We start from the raw sequence: 19,390 nt of genomic DNA, 5'->3' as shown, positions 1-19,390 counted from the left end.
ATGGACTTATCTATCTTAGCATGATAAACCTGGGGCCTTAATGATTTTCAAAGCTATTTTTATGGAGACAAAATGAAATTTAACACCCATTCCACTACCCCCCCCATTGGATTTTAAGCTGCATTCTTGCACTTAGCATTGCGCTCTCGTTCACTTCATGTTCGGACGGCTCAAGCGGAGGCTCTGATGATGACAGCGAGCAGGTAACAAATTCAAAAGCAACCTACACCGTAACATTTGACGCAAACGGCGGAAGTGGCACAATCGAAAGCATAACAGAAATTGTCGGAACAGAAATCACGCTTCCAGAAAGCACATTCACAAAAGACGGCTACATATTTGCGGGCTGGAACACAAAAGACGATGGAACTGGCACGAACTACGCTGACAAAGCAAAAATCACTGTAACCGCAGACATCACTCTTTATGCAAAATGGACGCTTACCGCCGCTGGTGCTCCGGGGCTGATTCGAGCTCTTCCAGATGACGGAGAAACGCACACGGTTTCCATAAGCGGCGATATGACAGCCGATGATTTTACCGCTCTAAAAGAAGTATTGTATGGAAAAAAAGTCTGCTTGGATTTAAGTGCTACAACCATTACAGAGATACCTTCCAACGCATTCAGCAATGCATCTAATGATTGCAGAGGTCTTGCAGGAATCGTACTTCCGGCATCTGTTGAAAAAATAGGTAACAAGGCGTTTTATAAGTCGGAACTGGAAACCGTAATTATCCCAAAATCAGACACGGCGGTAACAATTTGTGCAAATGCTTTTGCTAGTTCAGAATTAAAAAGCATTGCGATTCCCGGTAATGTAAAGGCTATATCGACCTACGCATTTTCGTCTTGCCAAAAACTTGCCAGCGTTGTAATTGAAGAAGGTGTACAGTCCATCGAAAACCAAGCTTTTTCCAATTGCAGAGTTCTTAAGTCTGTAACAATTCCAAGTACTGTAATTGAAATAGGTCAGTATGCTTTTATAGGATGCAATGCGCTTGAAAGTACTGTAGTTAACTCAAAAACAACTGGTGACTCTATGTTTCATCAGTGCACCGCATTGAAGGAAGTTACGTTAGGAACTGAAGTTAAAACACTTACAGGTTATACATTTAGTTATTGTTCCAGCCTTGAAACCGTGAATATTCTGACAAATGAGCTTTCTATAGGAGATTGTGCTTTTTATGAGTGTACAGTCTTAAAAAACGTCCGTATAGCGGGTTCTGAAACTGACTGTAAAATAACATCGAGTTCTTTGGCCGGTGGTAACAACAGTTTTGATTCCGCAGAAAAAATCTACAACTATGATTTCAGCCAGAGCAACTAGCCTCTATAATTGCCGGGCATAGACCCAGCAATCCTATGCCGAGATTCCCGTGTCGGAGCATGGGAATGACAAAACGCCCTGTCATTGTCGGGCTTGACCCGCGATGTTTGCGAAGCAAACTCGGTTGAAGCTCTCCTGTCCTTGTGGCAATTTTTCAGCATAAAAATCCCTTGAAGTTCCTTGCTTTCTGGAGTATCTTTAGAACACAGAAAATTCCTTATGAAAATCCTTGAGCAAAACAGAAACTGTAAAACATTCCGCTGAATTTGCGAGGAACAAAAAATGGCAGAAAACACAGACTACCTGACAACGCAAATTATAACTTACATCGGAAACAAACGGATTCTGATTGGAAACATCCGCCCCGAAATTGAACAGATAAAATCAAAGCTAAAAAAGCAGAAGCTTGTCTGCGCGGATTTATTTTCAGGCTCAGGAATTGTAGCGCGGATGCTCAAGCAATATTCTTCAACAGTAATCGTAAACGACTTGGAAGACTACTCTTCAATCCTAAACAGCTGCTACCTTTTTAACAAGAAAGACTTTGACAGCGAAAAATATTTCAGCTACAGAAAATCAATTGAAAAAGAATTCTTCGAGCAAAAAATTCCCGGAATAATCTGCAAAAACTACGCGCCAAAAAACACAGAGGACATTCAAGCAGGCGAGCGGGCTTTTTACACAAGGGAAAACGCGGAACGAATCGATTCCTACCGCACGCTCATAGACGAACTTGTTGACTGCGATGAATACAAGAAATTTTTTATTGCGCCGCTTTTAACGGAAGCTTCTGTACATGTGAACACTTCTGGAATTTTCAAAGGATTCTACAAAAACAAAAACACTGGGCTTGGCTGCTTTGGCGGAACAGGAAAAAATGCGCTTTCAAGAATCATGGGGCAAGTGGAGCTTCCAGTTCCAGTGTTCAGCAACTTCAAGTCAAAAACTGAAATCTACAAAGAAGACACGGTTAAGCTTTCTTCCAAGCTGAAAAAAATTGACATCGCATATTTAGATCCGCCTTACAATCAGCATCCTTACGGCTCAAATTATTTCATGCTGAATATAATCGCGCAAAACAAAATGCCGGACGCAAAGCTCAGCAAAGTTTCTGGAATTCCTGCGAACTGGAACCGCTCAATGTTCAACAAAAAGCACAGCGCATTGGATTCCATGGAAAAAATAATCAGCGCGCTTGATGCAAAATTCGTAATTGTTTCATATAATTCAGAGGGATTTATAAAATTCGGCGAAATGAAATCCATGCTTGAAAAATACGGAAAACTTAAAACCGTTGAAATCGCATACAATACATTCAGAGGCTCGCGAAACCTCAACGCAAGAAACATCCACGTTTCCGAATATCTTTTTGTTCTGGAGAAGTCGTAAAATGAGCGCAGGAAAAAATTCAGTTGACATGCTTAACGGCCCGCTTCTTGGAAAGATTCTGGTGTTTTCACTTCCATTCGCGGCAAGTAGCATACTTCAGCAAGTTTTCAATTCCGCAGATGTGGCAGTCGTTGGAAGATTTTCTGGAAGCACATCTTTAGCGGCGGTAGGAAACAACGCTCCAATAATCAACTTAATCATAAATATTTTTGTGGGAATGTCGATCGGCGCAAATGTTCTTATTGCAACTTTAATCGGCCAGAACAGAAAAGACGAAATCAAGTCGGCGGTGCACACAGTAATTTCCGTGGCAGTCATAAGCGGAATTTTTCTTGCAGTCATAGGACCTCTCCTTTCAAAGCCAATTCTTGAAGCAATCGGAACGCCTGACGAAGTTCTTGTTCTTGCATCTCTTTACCTGCGCATTTATTTTCTTGGAATGCCGGCGGTCATGGTATATAACTTTGGCTCGGCAGTTCTAAGAAGCAAGGGAGACTCAAACCGTCCTTTGTACTGTTTGATTGCGGCAGGAATTCTCAACGTTATCCTAAATCTTGTGTTTGTAATCGTTTTCAGAATGGGAGTCGCAGGAGTTGCAATTTCAACTGTAATTTCAAACTATGTAAGCGCGGCCATGATAATTTTCTTTTTGCTGAATGAAGAAGAGTCGCTCAGGCTGGATTTAAGAAAACTTCATATAAACAAAAACCAACTTGCAAAAATCGCGCGCATAGGAGTTCCGGCTGGCTTGCAGGGAATGGTTTTCTGCTTTTCAAACATTTGCATTCAAGGCGGAATAAATTCATTTGGAAGCAACGCAATGGCAGGCTCGGCGGCGGCGCTTAACTTTGAATATTTTTCATACTTTGTCGTAAGCGCGTTCACTCAGGCAGCCACAACATTCACAAGCCAGAACTACGGTGCAAAAAAATTCAGCAGATGCAAAAAAATCTACAGGCTTTCAATGCTATGCAGCGTGATTATTTCCGGAGCAATGTGCTTTGTGTTTGTGTTCTTTAGAAGAGCAGTGATTAGAGTTTACACCGTGGATGAAGCGGTAATTGCGTTTGCGCTCATAAGACTAGTTCATGTAGAGTCCCTTGAATTTCTTACAAGCAGCTACGAAATTACAGCAGGAGCTTTGCGCGGAATGGGATACTCAATGCTTCCGGCAATTCTTACATTGGCAGGCTCATGTTTCTTGCGGCTTACCTGGCTTGCAACCGTATTCAAAAAATTTCCTTCGTTTGAAACAATAATGAATATCTATCCAATCAGCTGGATAATAACCGGAACAGCAGTAATATCTTCATACCTGATTATCAGAAAGAAAAAATTCAGCATAGAACAATGACATAAAAAAATCCCTGACTGTAGCCAGGGATTTACCGCAACAAGCTGAATATTTTCCGTTTATTTTATTTCGTAAATCCAACCTTCCGGAGCTTTTATTTCGCCCATCTGAATTCCAGTTAAAGTTTCACGGAGCTTTTTAAGAACAGGTCCGATTTCTTCCATTCCGCTTGGAACATTGATTTCTGTTCCGTGGTCAACAATTTTTCCGATTGGAGAAATTACAGCGGCAGTTCCGCAAAGTCCGCATTCTGCAAAGTCCGCAAGCTCGTTCTTGTTAATCTTGCGCTCCTCAACTTCAATTCCAAGATAATCTTTTGCAACCTGAATCAAAGAGCGGCGTGTGATTGAAGGAAGAATGCTGTTTGACTTTGGAGTAACAAGCTTTCCGTCTTTTGTAACAAAGAGAATGTTTGCTCCGCCAGTTTCTTCAATATAAGTATGTGTCGCAGGATCAAGATACATATTCTCTGCAAAGCCGTTTCTGTGTGCGTCCATTATATTGTGAAGGCTCATCGCATAGTTAAGGCCGGCTTTTATGTCGCCTGTTCCATGAGGAGCGGCTCTGTCCAAGTCTGAAATGCGGACAACAATCGGCTTGACTCCGCCCTTGAAATACGGACCTACAGGAGTAACAAGAATTCTAAACTGATATTCATCAGCAGGCTTTACACCGATTACAGCATTTGAACCGAACATATATGGACGGATATACAAAGTCGCGCCGCTTCCAAAAGGAGGAACCCAGTCAATATTCGCTTTTACAGTATCAAGCACAGCCTGAACAAAACGCTCTTTTGGGAACACCGGCATTTCAAGACGCTCGCAGGAAGAAGCCATGCGGTCAGCGTTCAAGTCCGGGCGGAAAGTAACAATTCTGCCGTCTTTTGTTGTATACGCTTTTAGACCTTCAAAGCAAGTCTGGGCATACTGAAGAACTCCAGCGCACTCAGAAATATGCACAGTAGCATCGGAAGTAAGCTCGCCTGCATCCCATGCGCCGTTTTTGTAGTTAGCAACAAATCTCTTATCTGTTACCTGATAACCAAAAGGAAGATTCGCCCAATCAATATTCTTTGCCATACTTCACCTCAAAAAACCGGTATTTCCATGCCGGCAAGAATTTTACAAACATATTAACACAAATGAAAAAATCAAACAATTAGGGGAGGAATGGCTCACAAAAAAACAAAATCTTTACATATACAGTAAAAATAGAATGTGCTACAATTGATTTATTGAAAGCACCTTATTTCCATACTGAAATTTTTCAAACTTAATAGAGAATTTAATAATCATGAATAAAAAATTATGGGAACTATATAAAAAATCTGCTGAAGGTCAAAAATTGCTGGATTTATTCACGCTTGATGAAAATTGTTCTGACAATCCATTTAAAAAAATTGAAGATTTATTAAACTATTTAAAATGTTGCAATTCAGATCGTATAAAATATATTTGCTGTGTTGTAAATACATTACGCATAAATGCACACTTAGGAAATATCAAGTTACCAAAGATAAATAAATCGCTAACAAAAACAAAACTGAACAATTTCTTTTTTAACTATAGCATAAAGCACTGTCATCCAGATGATGAAAAAAAACAGTTTGTTCTTGATGACACATTTTTTTGCACATCAGATTCTTATAGAGATAAAGCAGCTTTAATGGACTGTTTTTCATTATTCTTGTTTTATTTTTATACATCATCATTCTTTCCAATTCTTTTTTCCTCAAGATTTGACATAATACAAAAATACTGTGATGCGCTTGGTTGCAATATGCCGGACATTCCAAAATCAAAAGATTACAAGGATTATGTCGATTACTATTTACAGCTTAATGATGCATTTCACACTTTTGCCGATGACAACAATCTTAACGATGAAGAATTTTGCGCCTGTCTTTACGGTTTTGCTCCTATGATGCTAGAAGAAAATAAAAACCAAGAACTTCCAGTGCCTACAAATATTTGGTTTACGGGCGGAGGTGCAGGCGGAAAAGACTTTGAATATCTTGATAATTTAGGAAAAGGCACATCTTATAATCAAGATAATATATGGGCATGTAATGAGCACACAAAGCGCGGTGATATAATCGTAATGTACTGCAAATCTCCAAGAAGCTACATCCACTCAATATGGCGTGCAGATTCAGGCGGCTTTTTCAATCCATTCGATTACTATCATTGCAGATCAACAATATGCAACGGAATAAAGGTGCCTCACGTCAATATACATGATTTGAAAAATGACAAATATTTTTCACAAGTTCCAATAGTAAGAGGAAATCTTCAGGGGTTAAACGGCAAAGAACTAAGTGCAGAGGATTACGAAAATCTCATGCGGCTTTTCCGTGAAAAAGATCCAAACTACAAAACTGAAAAACTTCCCAAGCTGTTCAACAGTTCAAATGTAAATTTCGGCATTATAAAAATTGAAAAAGATGTTGAAGAAAATATACTGATTCCTTTTCTCAAAAAGATTGGATATAGGGAAACAGACTGGACAAGGCAGCTGGCTTTAAAAGCCGGAAGAAATGAAAAAGCCATTCCTGATTTTGTATTTTTCGCAAAAGGTGAAAAACATTTTGAAAACGCGCCATTTGTAATAGAAGCAAAATACGACATGTCATCTGTGCTTGAACAACAGAAAGCATTCAGCCAATGCCTTTCGTATGCCAGAATGTTACATTCAAAGTTGATGGGAATCTGCGACAAAGAAAGAATTCTTATATACAAAGTATCAAATTTAGGTGAAGCCGACAGAAGCAATCCAATATTTGAAAACCACTGGAAATCCGTATATTCTGATAACATCATAGGTATTAAACTGAAAAAAATCATCGGCGCAGAAATTGTCCGGGAAATAAACTAGAACCATTTTCCTCCCCAAGTTGCCAATCAGTTTTGGATTTGATATAATTGCAGTGCTTTTCGGGCAATAGCGCAGTTGGTTAGCGTGCGTGTCTGGGGGGCACGAGGTCCCGGATTCAAATTCCGGTTGCCCGATTTTCATACAAAATAATCAAAGAAGGTGCATTATGGATTTTGTTTCACAGTTAAAAGAAAAGGCTAAATCAGCCGGAAAAAAAATTGTTCTTTGCGAAGGCGAGGACAAGCGCGTTGTTGAAGCAGCTGCAAAAATTGTAAAGGAAGGAATTGCAAAAATCATCCTTATTGGAAACGCAGAAGAATGCGCAAAAGCAGCTCCGGGAGTTGACCTTTCAGGAATCGAACTTGTAGATCCTGCAACAAGCCCGGACACAGACAAGTATGCGGAACTTTTGTTCAAAACACGTGAAGGCAAAATCAACAAGAAAACTGGACAGGCGGAATATCCTACAGTTCAGGATGCAAAAAATTATATTCTCAAAGACCGCACAATGTTTGGTGCTCTTATTCTCAAGGCAGGAGATGCGGACGGATTTGTAAGCGGCGCTTGCCATTCAACTGCAAACACATTGCGCCCAGGACTTCAGGTTATAAAGACTGCGCCTGGAATAAAAACAGTTTCATCAAGTTTTATCATGGTTGCCCCGGAATGCGGAAACAAATACATAAAGGAAGGCGTTGCGCTTCTTGCTGACTGCGCAATCAACATCGAGCCTTCAAGTGAAGAGCTTGCAGACATCGCAGTTGCAACAGCCGACACAGCTAAGAAAATTGCAGGAATCGAACCAAGAGTCGCCATGTTAAGCTTCAGCACAAAAGGAAGCGGAAACGACGACAAGTTCTTTAAGAGCGTTCCAAAAGTTCAGGAAGCTGTAAAGCTCGCGCAGGAAAAAGCACCAGACTTGGCATTGGACGGAGAATTTCAGTTTGACGCCGCAGTTGCTCCTGAAGTCGGCGAGTTAAAAGCTCCAGGCAGCAAAGTTGCAGGACACGCAAATGTTTTTGTATTCCCAAATATCAACGCAGGAAACATTGGCTACAAGATTGCTCAAAGAATGGGCGGCTGGATGGCGATTGGACCTGTATGCCAAGGATTCGCAAAACCGCTTAACGACCTTAGCCGTGGCTGCAACGTTGACGACATCGCAGCAACTGTAGCAGTTACAGCATTGCAGGCATAAACAAACATAAGCTGTCCAAACGGGCAGCTTTTTTAATTTTATGCTATAATAAATGCAATGGAATCAAAGAATATCAATTTGAAAAAAATACAGGAACTTTGCAAAGAGCATAAAATCCGTTGGACAAGGCACATTCTTACAAGGCTTATTCAGCGGGGAATTAGCCAGACTGATATTGAAAATGCTATAATGAACGGCAGAATTATAGAGCAATACGCAGATGACTATCCTGTTCCAAGTTGTCTTATTCTTGGAAAAACAGAAGCAAACCGCAGTCTGCATATCTGCTGCAGTTCAAATGAAGAATATATATGGATGATAACTGCATATTATCCAAGTTCAGAAAACTGGAACGAAAATTTTGATACAAGAAAAAAGACAGGAGGACTATAATGAAAAATGAAAACTGCTTTTTCTGCAAAGGAGAAATGAAAGAAGCTCTTACAACATTCATGGCAGATCTTGGAAAATGCATTGTAATCATCCGCAACGTTCCATGCCTAAAATGCTCGCAATGCGGGGAAGAACTTTTTACTGATGAAGTTGCAAAAAACATCGAAAAGATTGTAAACAAGCTAAAAGAAAGTGTTACAGAAATTGCTGTTACTGACTACAAGACAGCAGCATAAACACAAGCTGTCCAAACGGGCAGCTTTTTTAATTTAACTTTTTATCCGGCGACTGCGCTTGCAGCTCCAAATCCCAGCAATGTCAAAACAAGCATAATAACACCGGCAAGCAGAACGCCTCCCATAACGGCAAGAGATGTCTTTTTTCCGTCCAAGTCCAAAAGACTAGCTGCAAGAGTTCCAGTCCAAGCGCCAGTTCCCGGAAGCGGAATTCCTACAAAAAGAAAAAGCGCAAAATAAAGTCCGCGTCCAGTCTTTGCCTGCATTTTTTCACCGGCAGAAGTTCCTCTCAATAAAAAGAAACGGCAGATTCCGCCTACAAGACGCTTGTCCTTCCCCCACTCCAAAAATTTTCTTGCAAACAAAAAAATAAAAGGAACAGGAATCATATTTCCAATTATGCTGACAATGTAAGAAGAAATCACCGGCAATTTTAATGCCTGAGAAACAGGAATCGCGCCCCTAAGCTCTATAAGAGGCACCATCGAAATAAAAAATACCCAAAGAAAATTTTTTAACATAAATTCATTTTAGCATATATAAGAAATCATTCGCAACTGCAACGCAAAATGCAGTTTTCAAAATGATTTTTTCCTAGATGCCGCCCAGATTCCAACGCTCATTAAATAGTTTCCGCCGATTACAACAAACGTCCAGCCCACGGAAGCAAGAACACTCTGCTCATAAACATGAAGGAAAAAATACGGACCGACCAAAACACGGGCAATGTTCAAGACAAAAAGCACAACCGCATAAATCAGCGTGGGAACAATAGCGCAAACAGTACGTGAAAATTTCAGCGGAATTTCTTCAAAGCAAATGAACGAAACCAAAGCCAAAACAGGACAAATAAAATGCATAAAAAGCCCGGAACCTTCAAGCATATAATGGCTGAAATTCTTCATTGTATATCCGCCGGCATTTGGAATAAGCAAGGCAAGGACAACTGTAATCGTGAGTGTTGTGCAGCAAACCGCAATGTAAGTAAATAATTTTACTGAATCAGAAATTTTTTTGCCTGAACATAAAAAGCGGATTTTACAAAATGCCATAACAGCGCACGAAATCCCCAAAAGAATATTGCTGTCCTGTGTATAAAATTTAAAGAAACTAAATCCGCCATATTCAAGCAAAGACAAAATCACAGCGGCAATTTCGAATGCGGCAATTAGAATATTCAGCGCAAGTGAAAAATAAATTTTCTTCTTCATTTGAACAACCCAAGACAGCTAGTTTATCGGGACAAATATTTTTTTAATATACGCTCAGGATTTTCTGGAGTTTTTCTTTTCCGATAATCCTAAAGAAACTTGCAAGACGCGGCCCCTGATCTTTTCCAATCAAAGCATGATACAAAGCTGTAAACAATGCTTTTGACTCAAGTCCAAGTTCCGTTGCAATGTCGTACATCGCCTGCTGGCATTCCTTGTCAACTGCAAAAGTTTCAAGGCGCGGAACAACTTCATCACGTACACGGCGCACAGCAGTCAGCATTTCACCCGAAATATCTTCAGCCTTAGAACCGTCTTCTCTTAAAGTAAAGCAGAAATCTGGAGCACAGTCAGGAGCGCTTTCTTTTATCCAGTACCAAGCGCATTCACAGCGGCGGCGCAAAGTTTCCTTCTGTTCTTCCTTTACATCCTTGAGAGAAGCAATAACAGCATCGATGTCGCCAGAATAAGTCTGAAGCAAAGTTGTAAGCAAGCGGAATCCAATCTGGTACGGCTGAACTTTCGGCATTCCGTTTTCAATCTGGCTAAGTTCGTAAATTCGTTTTTCCTTGAGGAACAAATCTTCATTCTTTGCCTTGTCGATTCCCCAGGCGATTCTCTCTGTCTTGTCGTAGGCTTCGTATATTGTAACAACGTCCAAATCAAAACTGATGCTGAACTCGTGGTCAACTTTGTTCATGGCAAAAATGTAGCGCAGAACTTCCGGTTGATAAACTTCAAGAGCGTCAACAAGCGAAATTACTTTTCCTTTTGATGACGACATTTTTCCAGGAACGCCCTTGAGCTTTACAAAGTCGTACTTCATTGTAACAGGAGCATCCCAACCGAAAACTTTTTTGCTTACAAGTTTTGCAGTGTCGTAGCTTCCGCCCGGAGAAATGTGGTCTTTTCCGCCCGGCTCGAATACAACTTTTTCTTCGTTCCATCTCATAGGCCAGTCAACACGCCAGCCCAGCTTGAATTCTTTTGAAGTGCGAAGATCTCCTTTTTCTTCATGTCCGCAAGCCTTGCATTTATATGTAACGCCGTACTCGCCGTCGTAATCAAGAATTTCTGTTTCGTCTTTATTGCATTTGCAGCAGAAAGCGGCTACTGGCCAGTAAACATCTTCCGGCTTCATTTTGTGCTGCTCGTCGCGGTATTCGTTCAGGCATTCTTTTATAAGCTCGCGGTTTTGCAAAGCCTTTTTCATTCCTTCTGCATAACGGTTTGCACGGTAGCGGCTCGCCTGATATAAAAATTCAGGATGGATTCCAACACGCGGAAGCTGAGTTTCAATGTCAACTTCGTGGTGGCGCGCATAATTTTCATCGCGTCCAAAAGTGTCCGGAACCATTGTGATTGGATAGCGCAGATATTTTTCAAGAACTTCCGGCTGAGGCATATTGCCCGGAACTTTTCTGAAAACGTCGTAGTCGTCCCAGGAATAAATAAAGCGCACATTCTTGCCACGGTCGCGAAGAGCACGCACAATCAAATCTACAGTAATAATTTCGCGGAAATTTCCAATGTGAACTGTTCCGCTCGGTGTAATTCCAGAAGCGCAGGTATAAAGGTCAAGGTCGCCTTTCTGCTTGATAATTCTTGAAGCCTGCTGGTCTGCCCAGTGGCAAAGTTCTTTTTCGTTTCTTTCTGACATAATGCGGATTATTATATTGAAAACAAAGGCAATGTGCAACGCAAGATTTTGGAGGAAAGACAACCTTTCTTTCCCAGCACTGTTTAAAAACCAACAATTAACTTGCACAAATCTAAATATGCGATAAAAAATATCAACCAAGACATTTTGAACATTTTTTTCTACGTTAAACTCATCAAATTACAAATATATTCAGGTGTTTTCACATCCATGGCAAAAGCGTTATAATGGGCACATTATGGAACACAATATGATTTTATCGGCGTCCGGCTGGAGAAAAGTTTTTGCAGAAAGCATGGATGCGGAAGATACTTCGCCAAAAATCGGAGAAGCAAACAGTTTTCTCTGTCTTTTAATTGCAGAAACATTCGCTGAATATATAATTTCAAAGACGGGCAAAAAAGAGCCGGCAGTTGTTGTGGCAACAGACACCCGCCCCACAGGAAAAGAAATCGCGCTCAATGTAATTCAAGGACTTTGCGCCTGCGGAATAAAAGTTGTTTTTCTTGGAACTGCCGCCGCCCCGGAAATAATGGCGTACTCAAAAAAGCATGACGGATTCCTCTACATTTCAGCAAGCCACAATCCAATAGGACACAACGGAATAAAATTCGGACTGAACAACGGAGGCGTTCTTGAAGCCGGGGAATCAAAAAAACTAGCGGAAAGCTTTGCAGCAAAATGCAGTTCAGCCGGAGCAGAAGACCACGCACTTTCACTTGCATTCAAGGCGCAAAAGACACAAGTTGAAAATGTGTACGCAAAATGCGCCAAGTATAAAAAAAAGTCTCTTGCCGCCTACGAAAAATTTATAAAGACCGTAATAGCCGGAAATCCAAAAATTTTATTTCAGCATAAGCTGTTCAGCATTTTAAAAAAAGCAGCGCAGAAAAATCCACTTAGCATTGTGTGCGATATGAACGGTTCCGCCAGAGCAACTTCAATAGATAAAAAATTTATCCCGGAAAGCGGAATCGGTTTTATTCCATTCAACGAAGATAAAATTGTCCATGCAATAATTCCAGAGCCAGAAAATCTTGTGCATTGCGCGCAGAAAATCAATGAGCTTCAGAAAGAAGGAAACAAATCAGCCCTGCTTGGTTATATGCCGGACTGCGACGGCGACCGCGGAAACATTGTCTACTGGAACGGCAAAGAGGCAAAAACAGTGCCAGCACAAGAAGTGTTCGCGCTGTGTGTAATGTCGGAACTTGCATTTGAATACTGGAAAAATCCTGACGCTAAAAATCTTGCAGTAGCTGTAAACTGCCCTACTTCCATGAGAATTGACGAAATCTGCGCCAGCCTGAATGCAAAACTATTCCGCGCGGAAGTTGGAGAAGCCAATGTAGTGAACCTTGCACGTGAAAAAAGAAGCGAAGGTTTCAACGTAAGAATATTCGGGGAAGGAAGCAACGGCGGAAACATAACATACCCTTCTGCGGTAAGGGATCCAGTCGCTACAATCTTCGCGCTTGTAAAGCTTCTTGCGCTGCGGGACACAAAAAACAAGATTGGATTGTTCCATTTGTGGTGCAAGATGTCCGGCCAAGAAAAAAAATACAAAGACAACTTTACACTCGATGACGTTATTTCAACACTGCCCGAATACACAACAACTGGCGTAAGCGAAAGCCGCGCAGTTCTTCAAGTAAAAATGCAAGACAAAGGCAAGCTAAAGGAAAATTTCAAAAAAGAATTCATTTCGTCTTGGGAAGAAAAAAAAGAGCAGCTCAAAAATGAATACGGAATCGCAAGCTACGAAGCATTCACGACAAACGGCACAAAAGAAACTGCAGCCGATCAAAACTGGAACAACGCAAACGGCGGACTTAAAGTAAAATTTATGGACAGTGAAAATCAGCCAGTCGCATTTATCTGGATGCGTCCAAGCGGAACAGAGCCAGTCTTTAGAATTATGTGCGATGTAAAAGGAAACGGGACGCAAGAAGAAAAAGCCCTGCTCGAATGGGAAACAGAGCTTCTGCAAAAAGCGGACATTGAATCTTAAAAATTACAAAACATATTTTTCTATAAAGTCGCCAACGCCGCTTGAATCGTTATCTTTTTCAGTGATAAAGTCAGCGGCGTTTTTTATGTAGTCAATTCCATTGCTCATGCACACGCCGTAGCCGCATTTTGCAATCATGCTTTCATCGTTCATGCTGTCTCCGAATCCCATTGTAGATGCGCGTGGAATTCCAATGTAGTCAGCAAGCCAGTTGATGGATTCTCCTTTTCCACAGTTCGGCGGAAGGATTTCAAGAAAGTACGGTTTGCTTGTAAAAATAACGGCGGAATCTCCAAGTTCATCTTTAAGTTTTTTTTGCAGCACTTGAAGAGTTTCAGGCTCGCCCGGAACAAGCATTTTGGGAAATTTTTTTTCACGCAGGAAAGTTTCATAGTCGTCTATAACTTTGCCTTTCAAACCGCACATATCAACATCCTTGCGCGTCCAGGGAGTCTCTTCAGCATAGAAAATTGTGTCCGGTGAATAAACTTCACTTCTAAGCCCCATTTTTTCAGCTTCGGAATTAGCCTTTAAAAGAACAGAAGAATCAACGCTGCAAGTGTAAATCTGCTTGCGCTCGTGCATATCAAAAACACTGCATCCGTTTATTGCAATTATGAATTTCCCAAACTCGCTGCCCGCAATGTCCATTCTGCGCACAAAAGGCAGAATTCCATCTTCCGCACGCCCAGAGCAAAGCACAACATAAATTCCACGGCGAGCGCATTCCTGCAGTACCTGCACATTTTTATCACTGATTTTTCGATTTGAATCCAAAAGAGTGTCGTCCAAGTCAAGCGCAATAAGCTTTACATCAAGAGCGCAAGAAGGAAGCTTTGCCATATAAACCTCGCATAAAAAATCTTGGCAGATTATAAACTACACATAAAGTTGTTTCAATGGGATTTATAAAGACAGCTTTAATGTTTGCCAAGTTCTAAAAGATATTCCTCCACATTCCTATACAAAATTCCCTCTTCTGTTTCTGAGTTTTTTCCTCTATATAAAACTACCTTACTCAAAATTTTACCATAGCGAAATTCTGTCTGTTCACATTTTTTTGTATCGACAAGATGATGGTACTGCTCTTTGGAAATTTCTTTGCTGTGCTTAATCTCATATATTTTACAGTTAACATTTTCAGAATCATATACAACCATATCAAATTCACCTACAGCGAATTTAAGTTTAAATATATCCTTTTCAGGATTAGCTTTTTTAGTTTCCAGCAAAACAATTTCCTCAAGAATACGACCTTTTACATCATCAAGAATTTTATCTGTAATTCTTTTTCTATCAATTGCGGAAATATTTTTAAAAATGTCATCCATCATAAGGCTTTTTATAAGAGATTCCGCCTGCGAATAACGCAAGCCTGGCTGAGTAAAAACAGTAAAAAAAACTCTATTATTCAAATCAGTCATAGAAACAACAGGAATATCACAAGTCAAATCTAGCATATCCAAGTATTCTTTAATTTCCTTGCGATGAACATCCTTGATTTCTACAGTCTGATTCTGTTTATTTAAAATCTCCAAAGCCTTCATAAGATTTTTTAAGAACTTCGGTTTATTAACAGTATCAAGAATATCTGTAGGATTATTTCTATCATTACGAACATTTCTTTGCGCCAAGCCAAAATCATGGGATTTAAAATCGCGCGTCAAAACATCAATAGTAAAACGATGATTCATATCTTCTACAATTCTGTTGATTACATTTGTCAGTTCATGTTTTTCATATAGTTCATAGAGATTTCTAAAATGATCTTCATATTGATAATTCTTAAGCGAATGCTGTATGTTTCTGGCAATTGCAGTATTCACATATTCATCGGTACTCTGCTTTGTACCAAAAATTAAATTATTATAATTTTCACCGCTGCGGCTCATCGTTCCGCCATATTTAATATATTCATCAATACTTTGAATTCCAAGAACATCATAAAACTCCCGAAACGGAATAAATGTTGTATGCAAAAGAATGCATCGATCATAAAGCTGCTCATCTTCAGAAAAAATAAAACCAAGAGAATCTGTTCCAGAAAGAACTATCTTCATTCCGCTAGTAGCAAAAACATCAGAAAAAAGAGCAGCTCCATCAATAAAATCATCCATCAGTGTAACTTCATCAATAAAGACATATTTATAGCCTTTAGCTTCCAGCACTTTTAAATCCTTGTTTACATCAGAAAGCGTATTATTTGAATTTATCTGAATAAAAACTGATTTAGAAAAATTACTTTCCAGCATATTATAAATAATCTGACGGACTAAAGTAGTTTTTCCAGTTCTTCGCAGACCATAAAGAATAAATACCTTATCATGCGTTTCATTATATATAAAATTTTTTATAACTTCATATATATAACGTTTTTTATAAGAACTTACAGATGCCGCAAAAATTTTTAGAGATTCTCCAATTCTGACATCACAGTTATAGGCATTAACTTTTTTAATCATTGCTGAAGAAACAGGAATTTTAGAATTCCTCATCTCCTTTAATTTTTCCTGCAAAAATTTTCTCTCTTCTATTTGAGCTTTTAAAAGCTCAGCTTCTTTTTCTTTTACAGTCCGCGAAAACTGCCTGCCGTTTTCTGTCCATTGATAATAAAGATATTTTTTTCCTTTTATCGTTTTTGCCGTAATTCCGCCAGCTGGAAGAGATTCCATTTTTTTCCTAAGTTCTTCTATGTCATTCATGCTTCAATATTAACTTAATTAACTTACTTTAACAAGTTAATTAAGTTAACTTGTGCAATAAATAAAATCTCTAAAAAGCAAACAAATCTCTTGACAAAGTGCCGGGGGGGGGGTAAGATAGAGCAACAAAATTAACAAGGAGTTATTTTATTAAAACTTTGAAAAAACTTATTATTATTTTTACAAGCATGTTTATGCTGGCTGCATTGTTAAGCTGCGATGACGGAGGATGTGTAGAATCTCAAGCAGGAGAAGTTTCACCCAAATCTGAATGGCACATTATTCATCTTAGTGATGTTTCATTAGGTTGTGAATATAAAATTGAATTAGCTGAAAATTTAAAGACCGAATACAATTCACTAAATATAAACAATATTTCTGGAGTATTGCCCAACAAATATAAATTTTTTTACACTTCTGAAGATATAAAAAAAATGACAGATGCTGGATACGATTGCCATTATGGTTTTGCAATGACATCAGCAGAACTAAAAGAAAGTTTTCAATATTCTAATTCCGATGATCTTTATTTAAATGATGTTTTCAAAACACCAGAGAAAGATGTTAAAATCTATTACGGAATATATAAGCTAAGCGATGATATAAAAGAAATTCAAGGTGTGATTTTAACAGAAGAAACGAGGACTCCAGCGCAATTCAGTCAAGAGAAAAAAATTAGTAATACTACGTATAATACCAATATTGATAATGCGATATATGAATTTAAAGGACATCTTACAGTCACAACGGTAATAGAAACACAAGATATAGATACAGCTTCAGAGAAACGAACCTGTTATCCTGGCACAATAACAATTACATCTATAGTTCCAAAAAACTAATAAAAATATTCAAAAACAAAAATATACAACTACTGAAATTCATTTTAAAGGAGCATACAAATGGGAAAGACAACTGTAAAACCAGGCAAAAGCCACGCAGGTGAAGGCGGAAGAATGCCTTCAACAACAGGAAACCCAAGCGGTGGAAGTCGCGGCAACAATCCGCCTAGTAATAAGTAGCATCACATTGGTTTTATGGCACAAAAAAAAAGGATGTCCAGTCGGGCATCCTTTTTTTTTACAGTTGTACGCTTACCTTGTGAGCTTGCGGTACATGGTTTTGTGAGGATGGTCATCGTCAATTCCAAGGACGTTTTTCTTCCATTCTACGTATTCACTCCAGTTGCCTTCAAACCATTTGACTTCGCTGTTGTTTTCAAACGCAAGAATGTGAGTGCAGATACGGTCAAGAAAATAGCGGTCGTGGCTGATTACAAGAACACAGCCTGCAAAAGTGTTGATGGCTTCTTCAAACGAACGTGTTGTAGAAATATCAAGGTCGTTTGTAGGCTCGTCCAAAAGCAAAACGTTTCCCGCTTCCTTGAACATAAGCCCCATGTTCAGTCTGTTTTTTTCTCCGCCGGAAAGCACGCTGATTTTTTTGTTCTGCTCTGCGCCGTTAAAGTTAAACCAGGAGCAGTACGCATGGGCATTTACTTCGCGCAACGCTCCATTTACAGGCCGTCCTTTTTCATCAACCGCGCCAAGTTTTATAAGGTCAGCTCCTCCAGAAAGAAGCTCAAGCACTGTCTTGTCCGGGTCAAGTTTGCTTCTCATCTGGTCCACATAAACAAGTTTTACAGTATCGCCAACTTTTATCGTGCCGGAATCTGGAGTTTCTTCTCCTTCACCTCTGGCAGCCTTTGCAAGCATTTTGAACAAAGTAGTTTTTCCCGCGCCGTTCGGACCTACAACGCCAACAACAGCACCAGCAGGAATTGCAAAGTCAAGGTTTTCAAAAAGCAATTTGTCGCCAAATGATTTTGTAAGTCCGTTAGCTTCAATTACAAGGCTTCCAAGGCGAGGTCCTGCCGGAATTGAAATCTGGCTGTCTTTAAGCTGAACACGCTTCTGCTCTTCCGCCAAAAGCTGCTCATACTTTGTGATGTGTTCCTTGTGCTTTGCCTGCCTGCCTTTTGCGCCTGCGTGAATCCATTCAAGTTCTTCTTTCATTTCACGCTGACGGACTGAAGCCTGCTTTTCTTCCTGCTCAAGACGCTTTTCTTTTGCTTCAAGCCATTCAGAATAATTTCCTTTAAACGGATAGCCTTCACCTCTGTCCATTTCAAGAATCCAGCCTGCAACATTGTCAAGGAAGTAACGGTCGTGAGTAATCGCAATTATTGTACCTTTGTAGTCGCGAAGATGGCGTTCAAGCCAGGCAACAGTTTCAGCATCAAGGTGGTTTGTAGGTTCGTCCAAAAGCAAAATATCCGGCTGCTGAAGAAGAAGGCGGCACAATGCAACACGGCGACGTTCACCTCCAGAAAGCACATCCACAACTTGATCAGCTGGCGGACATCTTAACGCGTCCATTGCAAGCTCAAGATTTGTGTCCAGATTCCATGCGTCCGCAGCATCAAGTTTTTCCTGAAGCTCAGCCTGTCTTGCGCAAAGCTTGTCAAAGTCAGCGTCAGGGTCGCCAAACGCTTCGTTCACTTTATCAAATTCAGCAAGCAAATCTGTAATCGGCTTTACGCCTTCCATTACAATTTCCTTTACAGTTTTTCCTGCCTCAAGTTGCGGTTCCTGTTCCAAATATCCCATTGTGAATCCAGGCAGCAAATGAGTTTCGCCTGTAAAATCATTGTCAACGCCCGCAAGGATTTTAAATAAAGAAGACTTACCAGCGCCGTTTTCACCAATAACGCCGATTTTTGCTCCGTAATAATATGAAATGCTTATGTCTTTAAGAACAACTTTAGTCCCGTAAGCGCGGGAAACCCGATCCATTGTGTAAATAATTTTCTTATCGTCTACAGTCTTTGCCATACACCTAATTGTAATTTATATGCCGATAATTTGCAATGAAGGGGAAAGTTGAGATGAATAAAATGAACTGCAAAAAAAATCATCCCCGGGCTTGCCACAATGACCAAAAAGCAAATCCGAGGATGATGAAGGAGGACTAATTTCCTATGATATTTGTCAATAGCAAGGAACTCCTGATTCCATAATTTTACGATGCT

The 19,390-nt window shown here is 39.9% G+C and carries 16 protein-coding genes, 1 tRNA gene and 1 pseudogene; 11 read left to right on the top strand and 7 right to left on the bottom strand.

The window, feature by feature from the left end; all coding sequences use genetic code 11:
- Positions 1-110: 110 nt before the first annotated feature.
- From Q0N70_RS12310 to Q0N70_RS11605, 4 genes and pseudogenes are all read left to right on the top strand, one after another.
- Positions 111-431, top strand: a pseudogene (locus Q0N70_RS12310) (InlB B-repeat-containing protein); the annotation flags it as partial.
- A gap of 90 nt (positions 432-521) precedes the next feature.
- Positions 522-1,328 carry a leucine-rich repeat domain-containing protein gene (locus tag Q0N70_RS11615; protein ID WP_294016937.1) on the top strand — a complete coding sequence of 269 codons (807 nt, stop codon included), beginning with the start codon at positions 522-524 and terminating at the stop codon, positions 1,326-1,328.
- 282 nt (positions 1,329-1,610) lie between these two features.
- The gene (locus Q0N70_RS11610; RefSeq protein WP_294016935.1) at positions 1,611-2,717 is read left to right on the top strand and encodes a DNA adenine methylase; all 1,107 of its coding nucleotides are present in this window, start codon (positions 1,611-1,613) and stop codon (positions 2,715-2,717) included.
- A gap of 1 nt (position 2,718) precedes the next feature.
- Complete coding sequence (locus Q0N70_RS11605) at positions 2,719-4,071, top strand: MATE family efflux transporter (protein ID WP_294016934.1); 1,353 nt, start codon at positions 2,719-2,721, stop codon at positions 4,069-4,071.
- Positions 4,072-4,130: 59 nt separating this feature from the next.
- Here Q0N70_RS11605 and Q0N70_RS11600 read toward each other — a convergent pair whose 3' ends face one another.
- Positions 4,131-5,153 carry a branched-chain amino acid aminotransferase gene (locus tag Q0N70_RS11600; RefSeq protein WP_013702282.1) on the bottom strand — a complete coding sequence of 341 codons (1,023 nt, stop codon included), beginning with the start codon at positions 5,151-5,153 and terminating at the stop codon, positions 4,131-4,133.
- 700 nt (positions 5,154-5,853) lie between these two features.
- On the opposite strand from Q0N70_RS11600, the gene Q0N70_RS11595 reads away from it, so the two are divergent.
- From Q0N70_RS11595 to Q0N70_RS11575, 5 genes are all read left to right on the top strand, one after another.
- Complete coding sequence (locus tag Q0N70_RS11595) at positions 5,854-6,948, top strand: type I restriction enzyme HsdR N-terminal domain-containing protein (protein WP_294016931.1); 1,095 nt, start codon at positions 5,854-5,856, stop codon at positions 6,946-6,948.
- 60 nt (positions 6,949-7,008) lie between these two features.
- A tRNA-Pro gene (locus tag Q0N70_RS11590) sits at positions 7,009-7,082 on the top strand.
- A gap of 32 nt (positions 7,083-7,114) precedes the next feature.
- Positions 7,115-8,146, top strand: coding sequence for a phosphate acetyltransferase (gene pta, locus Q0N70_RS11585; RefSeq protein WP_294016929.1), 1,032 nt, complete (start codon positions 7,115-7,117; stop codon positions 8,144-8,146).
- A 57-nt stretch (positions 8,147-8,203) separates the two neighbouring features.
- Positions 8,204-8,539, top strand: a complete 336-nt coding sequence (locus Q0N70_RS11580; protein ID WP_294016927.1) for a DUF4258 domain-containing protein — start codon at positions 8,204-8,206, stop codon at positions 8,537-8,539.
- Positions 8,539-8,775, top strand: a complete 237-nt coding sequence (locus Q0N70_RS11575) for a type II toxin-antitoxin system MqsA family antitoxin (protein ID WP_294016925.1) — start codon at positions 8,539-8,541, stop codon at positions 8,773-8,775. Before Q0N70_RS11580 ends, Q0N70_RS11575 begins: the two co-directional genes overlap by 1 nt.
- Before the next feature lie 41 nt (positions 8,776-8,816).
- On the opposite strand, the gene Q0N70_RS11570 is transcribed toward Q0N70_RS11575, so the two are convergent.
- From Q0N70_RS11570 to lysS, 3 genes are read right to left on the bottom strand one after another with little or no spacing between them, the layout of a single operon-like run.
- A complete protein-coding gene (locus Q0N70_RS11570) occupies positions 8,817-9,296 on the bottom strand; it encodes a small multi-drug export protein (RefSeq protein WP_294016923.1) in 480 nt (159 codons plus the stop codon).
- Between the two features lie 57 nt (positions 9,297-9,353).
- On the bottom strand, positions 9,354-9,986 hold the full coding sequence (locus Q0N70_RS11565; protein ID WP_294016921.1) for a hypothetical protein: 633 nt from the start codon (positions 9,984-9,986) through the stop codon (positions 9,354-9,356).
- A 43-nt stretch (positions 9,987-10,029) separates the two neighbouring features.
- On the bottom strand, positions 10,030-11,646 hold the full coding sequence (lysS, locus tag Q0N70_RS11560; protein WP_294016919.1) for a lysine--tRNA ligase: 1,617 nt from the start codon (positions 11,644-11,646) through the stop codon (positions 10,030-10,032).
- Between the two features lie 238 nt (positions 11,647-11,884).
- Between lysS and Q0N70_RS11555 the strand changes: the two genes are divergently transcribed.
- Positions 11,885-13,657 carry a phosphoglucomutase gene (locus Q0N70_RS11555; protein ID WP_294016917.1) on the top strand — a complete coding sequence of 591 codons (1,773 nt, stop codon included), beginning with the start codon at positions 11,885-11,887 and terminating at the stop codon, positions 13,655-13,657.
- Between the two features lie 3 nt (positions 13,658-13,660).
- Here the strand turns inward: Q0N70_RS11555 and Q0N70_RS11550 are convergent, their stop codons facing one another.
- Together Q0N70_RS11550 and Q0N70_RS11545 are read right to left on the bottom strand one after the other, a co-directional pair.
- Entirely contained in the window at positions 13,661-14,500 is an 840-nt protein-coding gene (locus Q0N70_RS11550; protein WP_294016915.1) for a Cof-type HAD-IIB family hydrolase, read from the bottom strand.
- A gap of 77 nt (positions 14,501-14,577) precedes the next feature.
- The gene (locus Q0N70_RS11545; RefSeq protein WP_294016913.1) at positions 14,578-16,173 is read right to left on the bottom strand and encodes an AAA family ATPase; all 1,596 of its coding nucleotides are present in this window, start codon (positions 16,171-16,173) and stop codon (positions 14,578-14,580) included.
- A 344-nt stretch (positions 16,174-16,517) separates the two neighbouring features.
- On the opposite strand from Q0N70_RS11545, the gene Q0N70_RS11540 reads away from it, so the two are divergent.
- The gene (locus tag Q0N70_RS11540; RefSeq protein ID WP_294016911.1) at positions 16,518-17,201 is read left to right on the top strand and encodes a hypothetical protein; all 684 of its coding nucleotides are present in this window, start codon (positions 16,518-16,520) and stop codon (positions 17,199-17,201) included.
- 252 nt (positions 17,202-17,453) lie between these two features.
- Here Q0N70_RS11540 and ettA read toward each other — a convergent pair whose 3' ends face one another.
- Positions 17,454-19,193, bottom strand: a complete 1,740-nt coding sequence (ettA, locus tag Q0N70_RS11535) for an energy-dependent translational throttle protein EttA (protein WP_294016909.1) — start codon at positions 19,191-19,193, stop codon at positions 17,454-17,456.
- Positions 19,194-19,390 lie beyond the last annotated feature (197 nt).

The sequence above is a fragment of the uncultured Treponema sp. genome (assembly GCF_945873775.1).
Lineage (GTDB): Bacteria > Spirochaetota > Spirochaetia > Treponematales > Treponemataceae > Treponema_D.
Note: the sequence above shows the minus strand (reverse complement) of the source record. Positions and strands in the feature narration are given on the sequence as shown.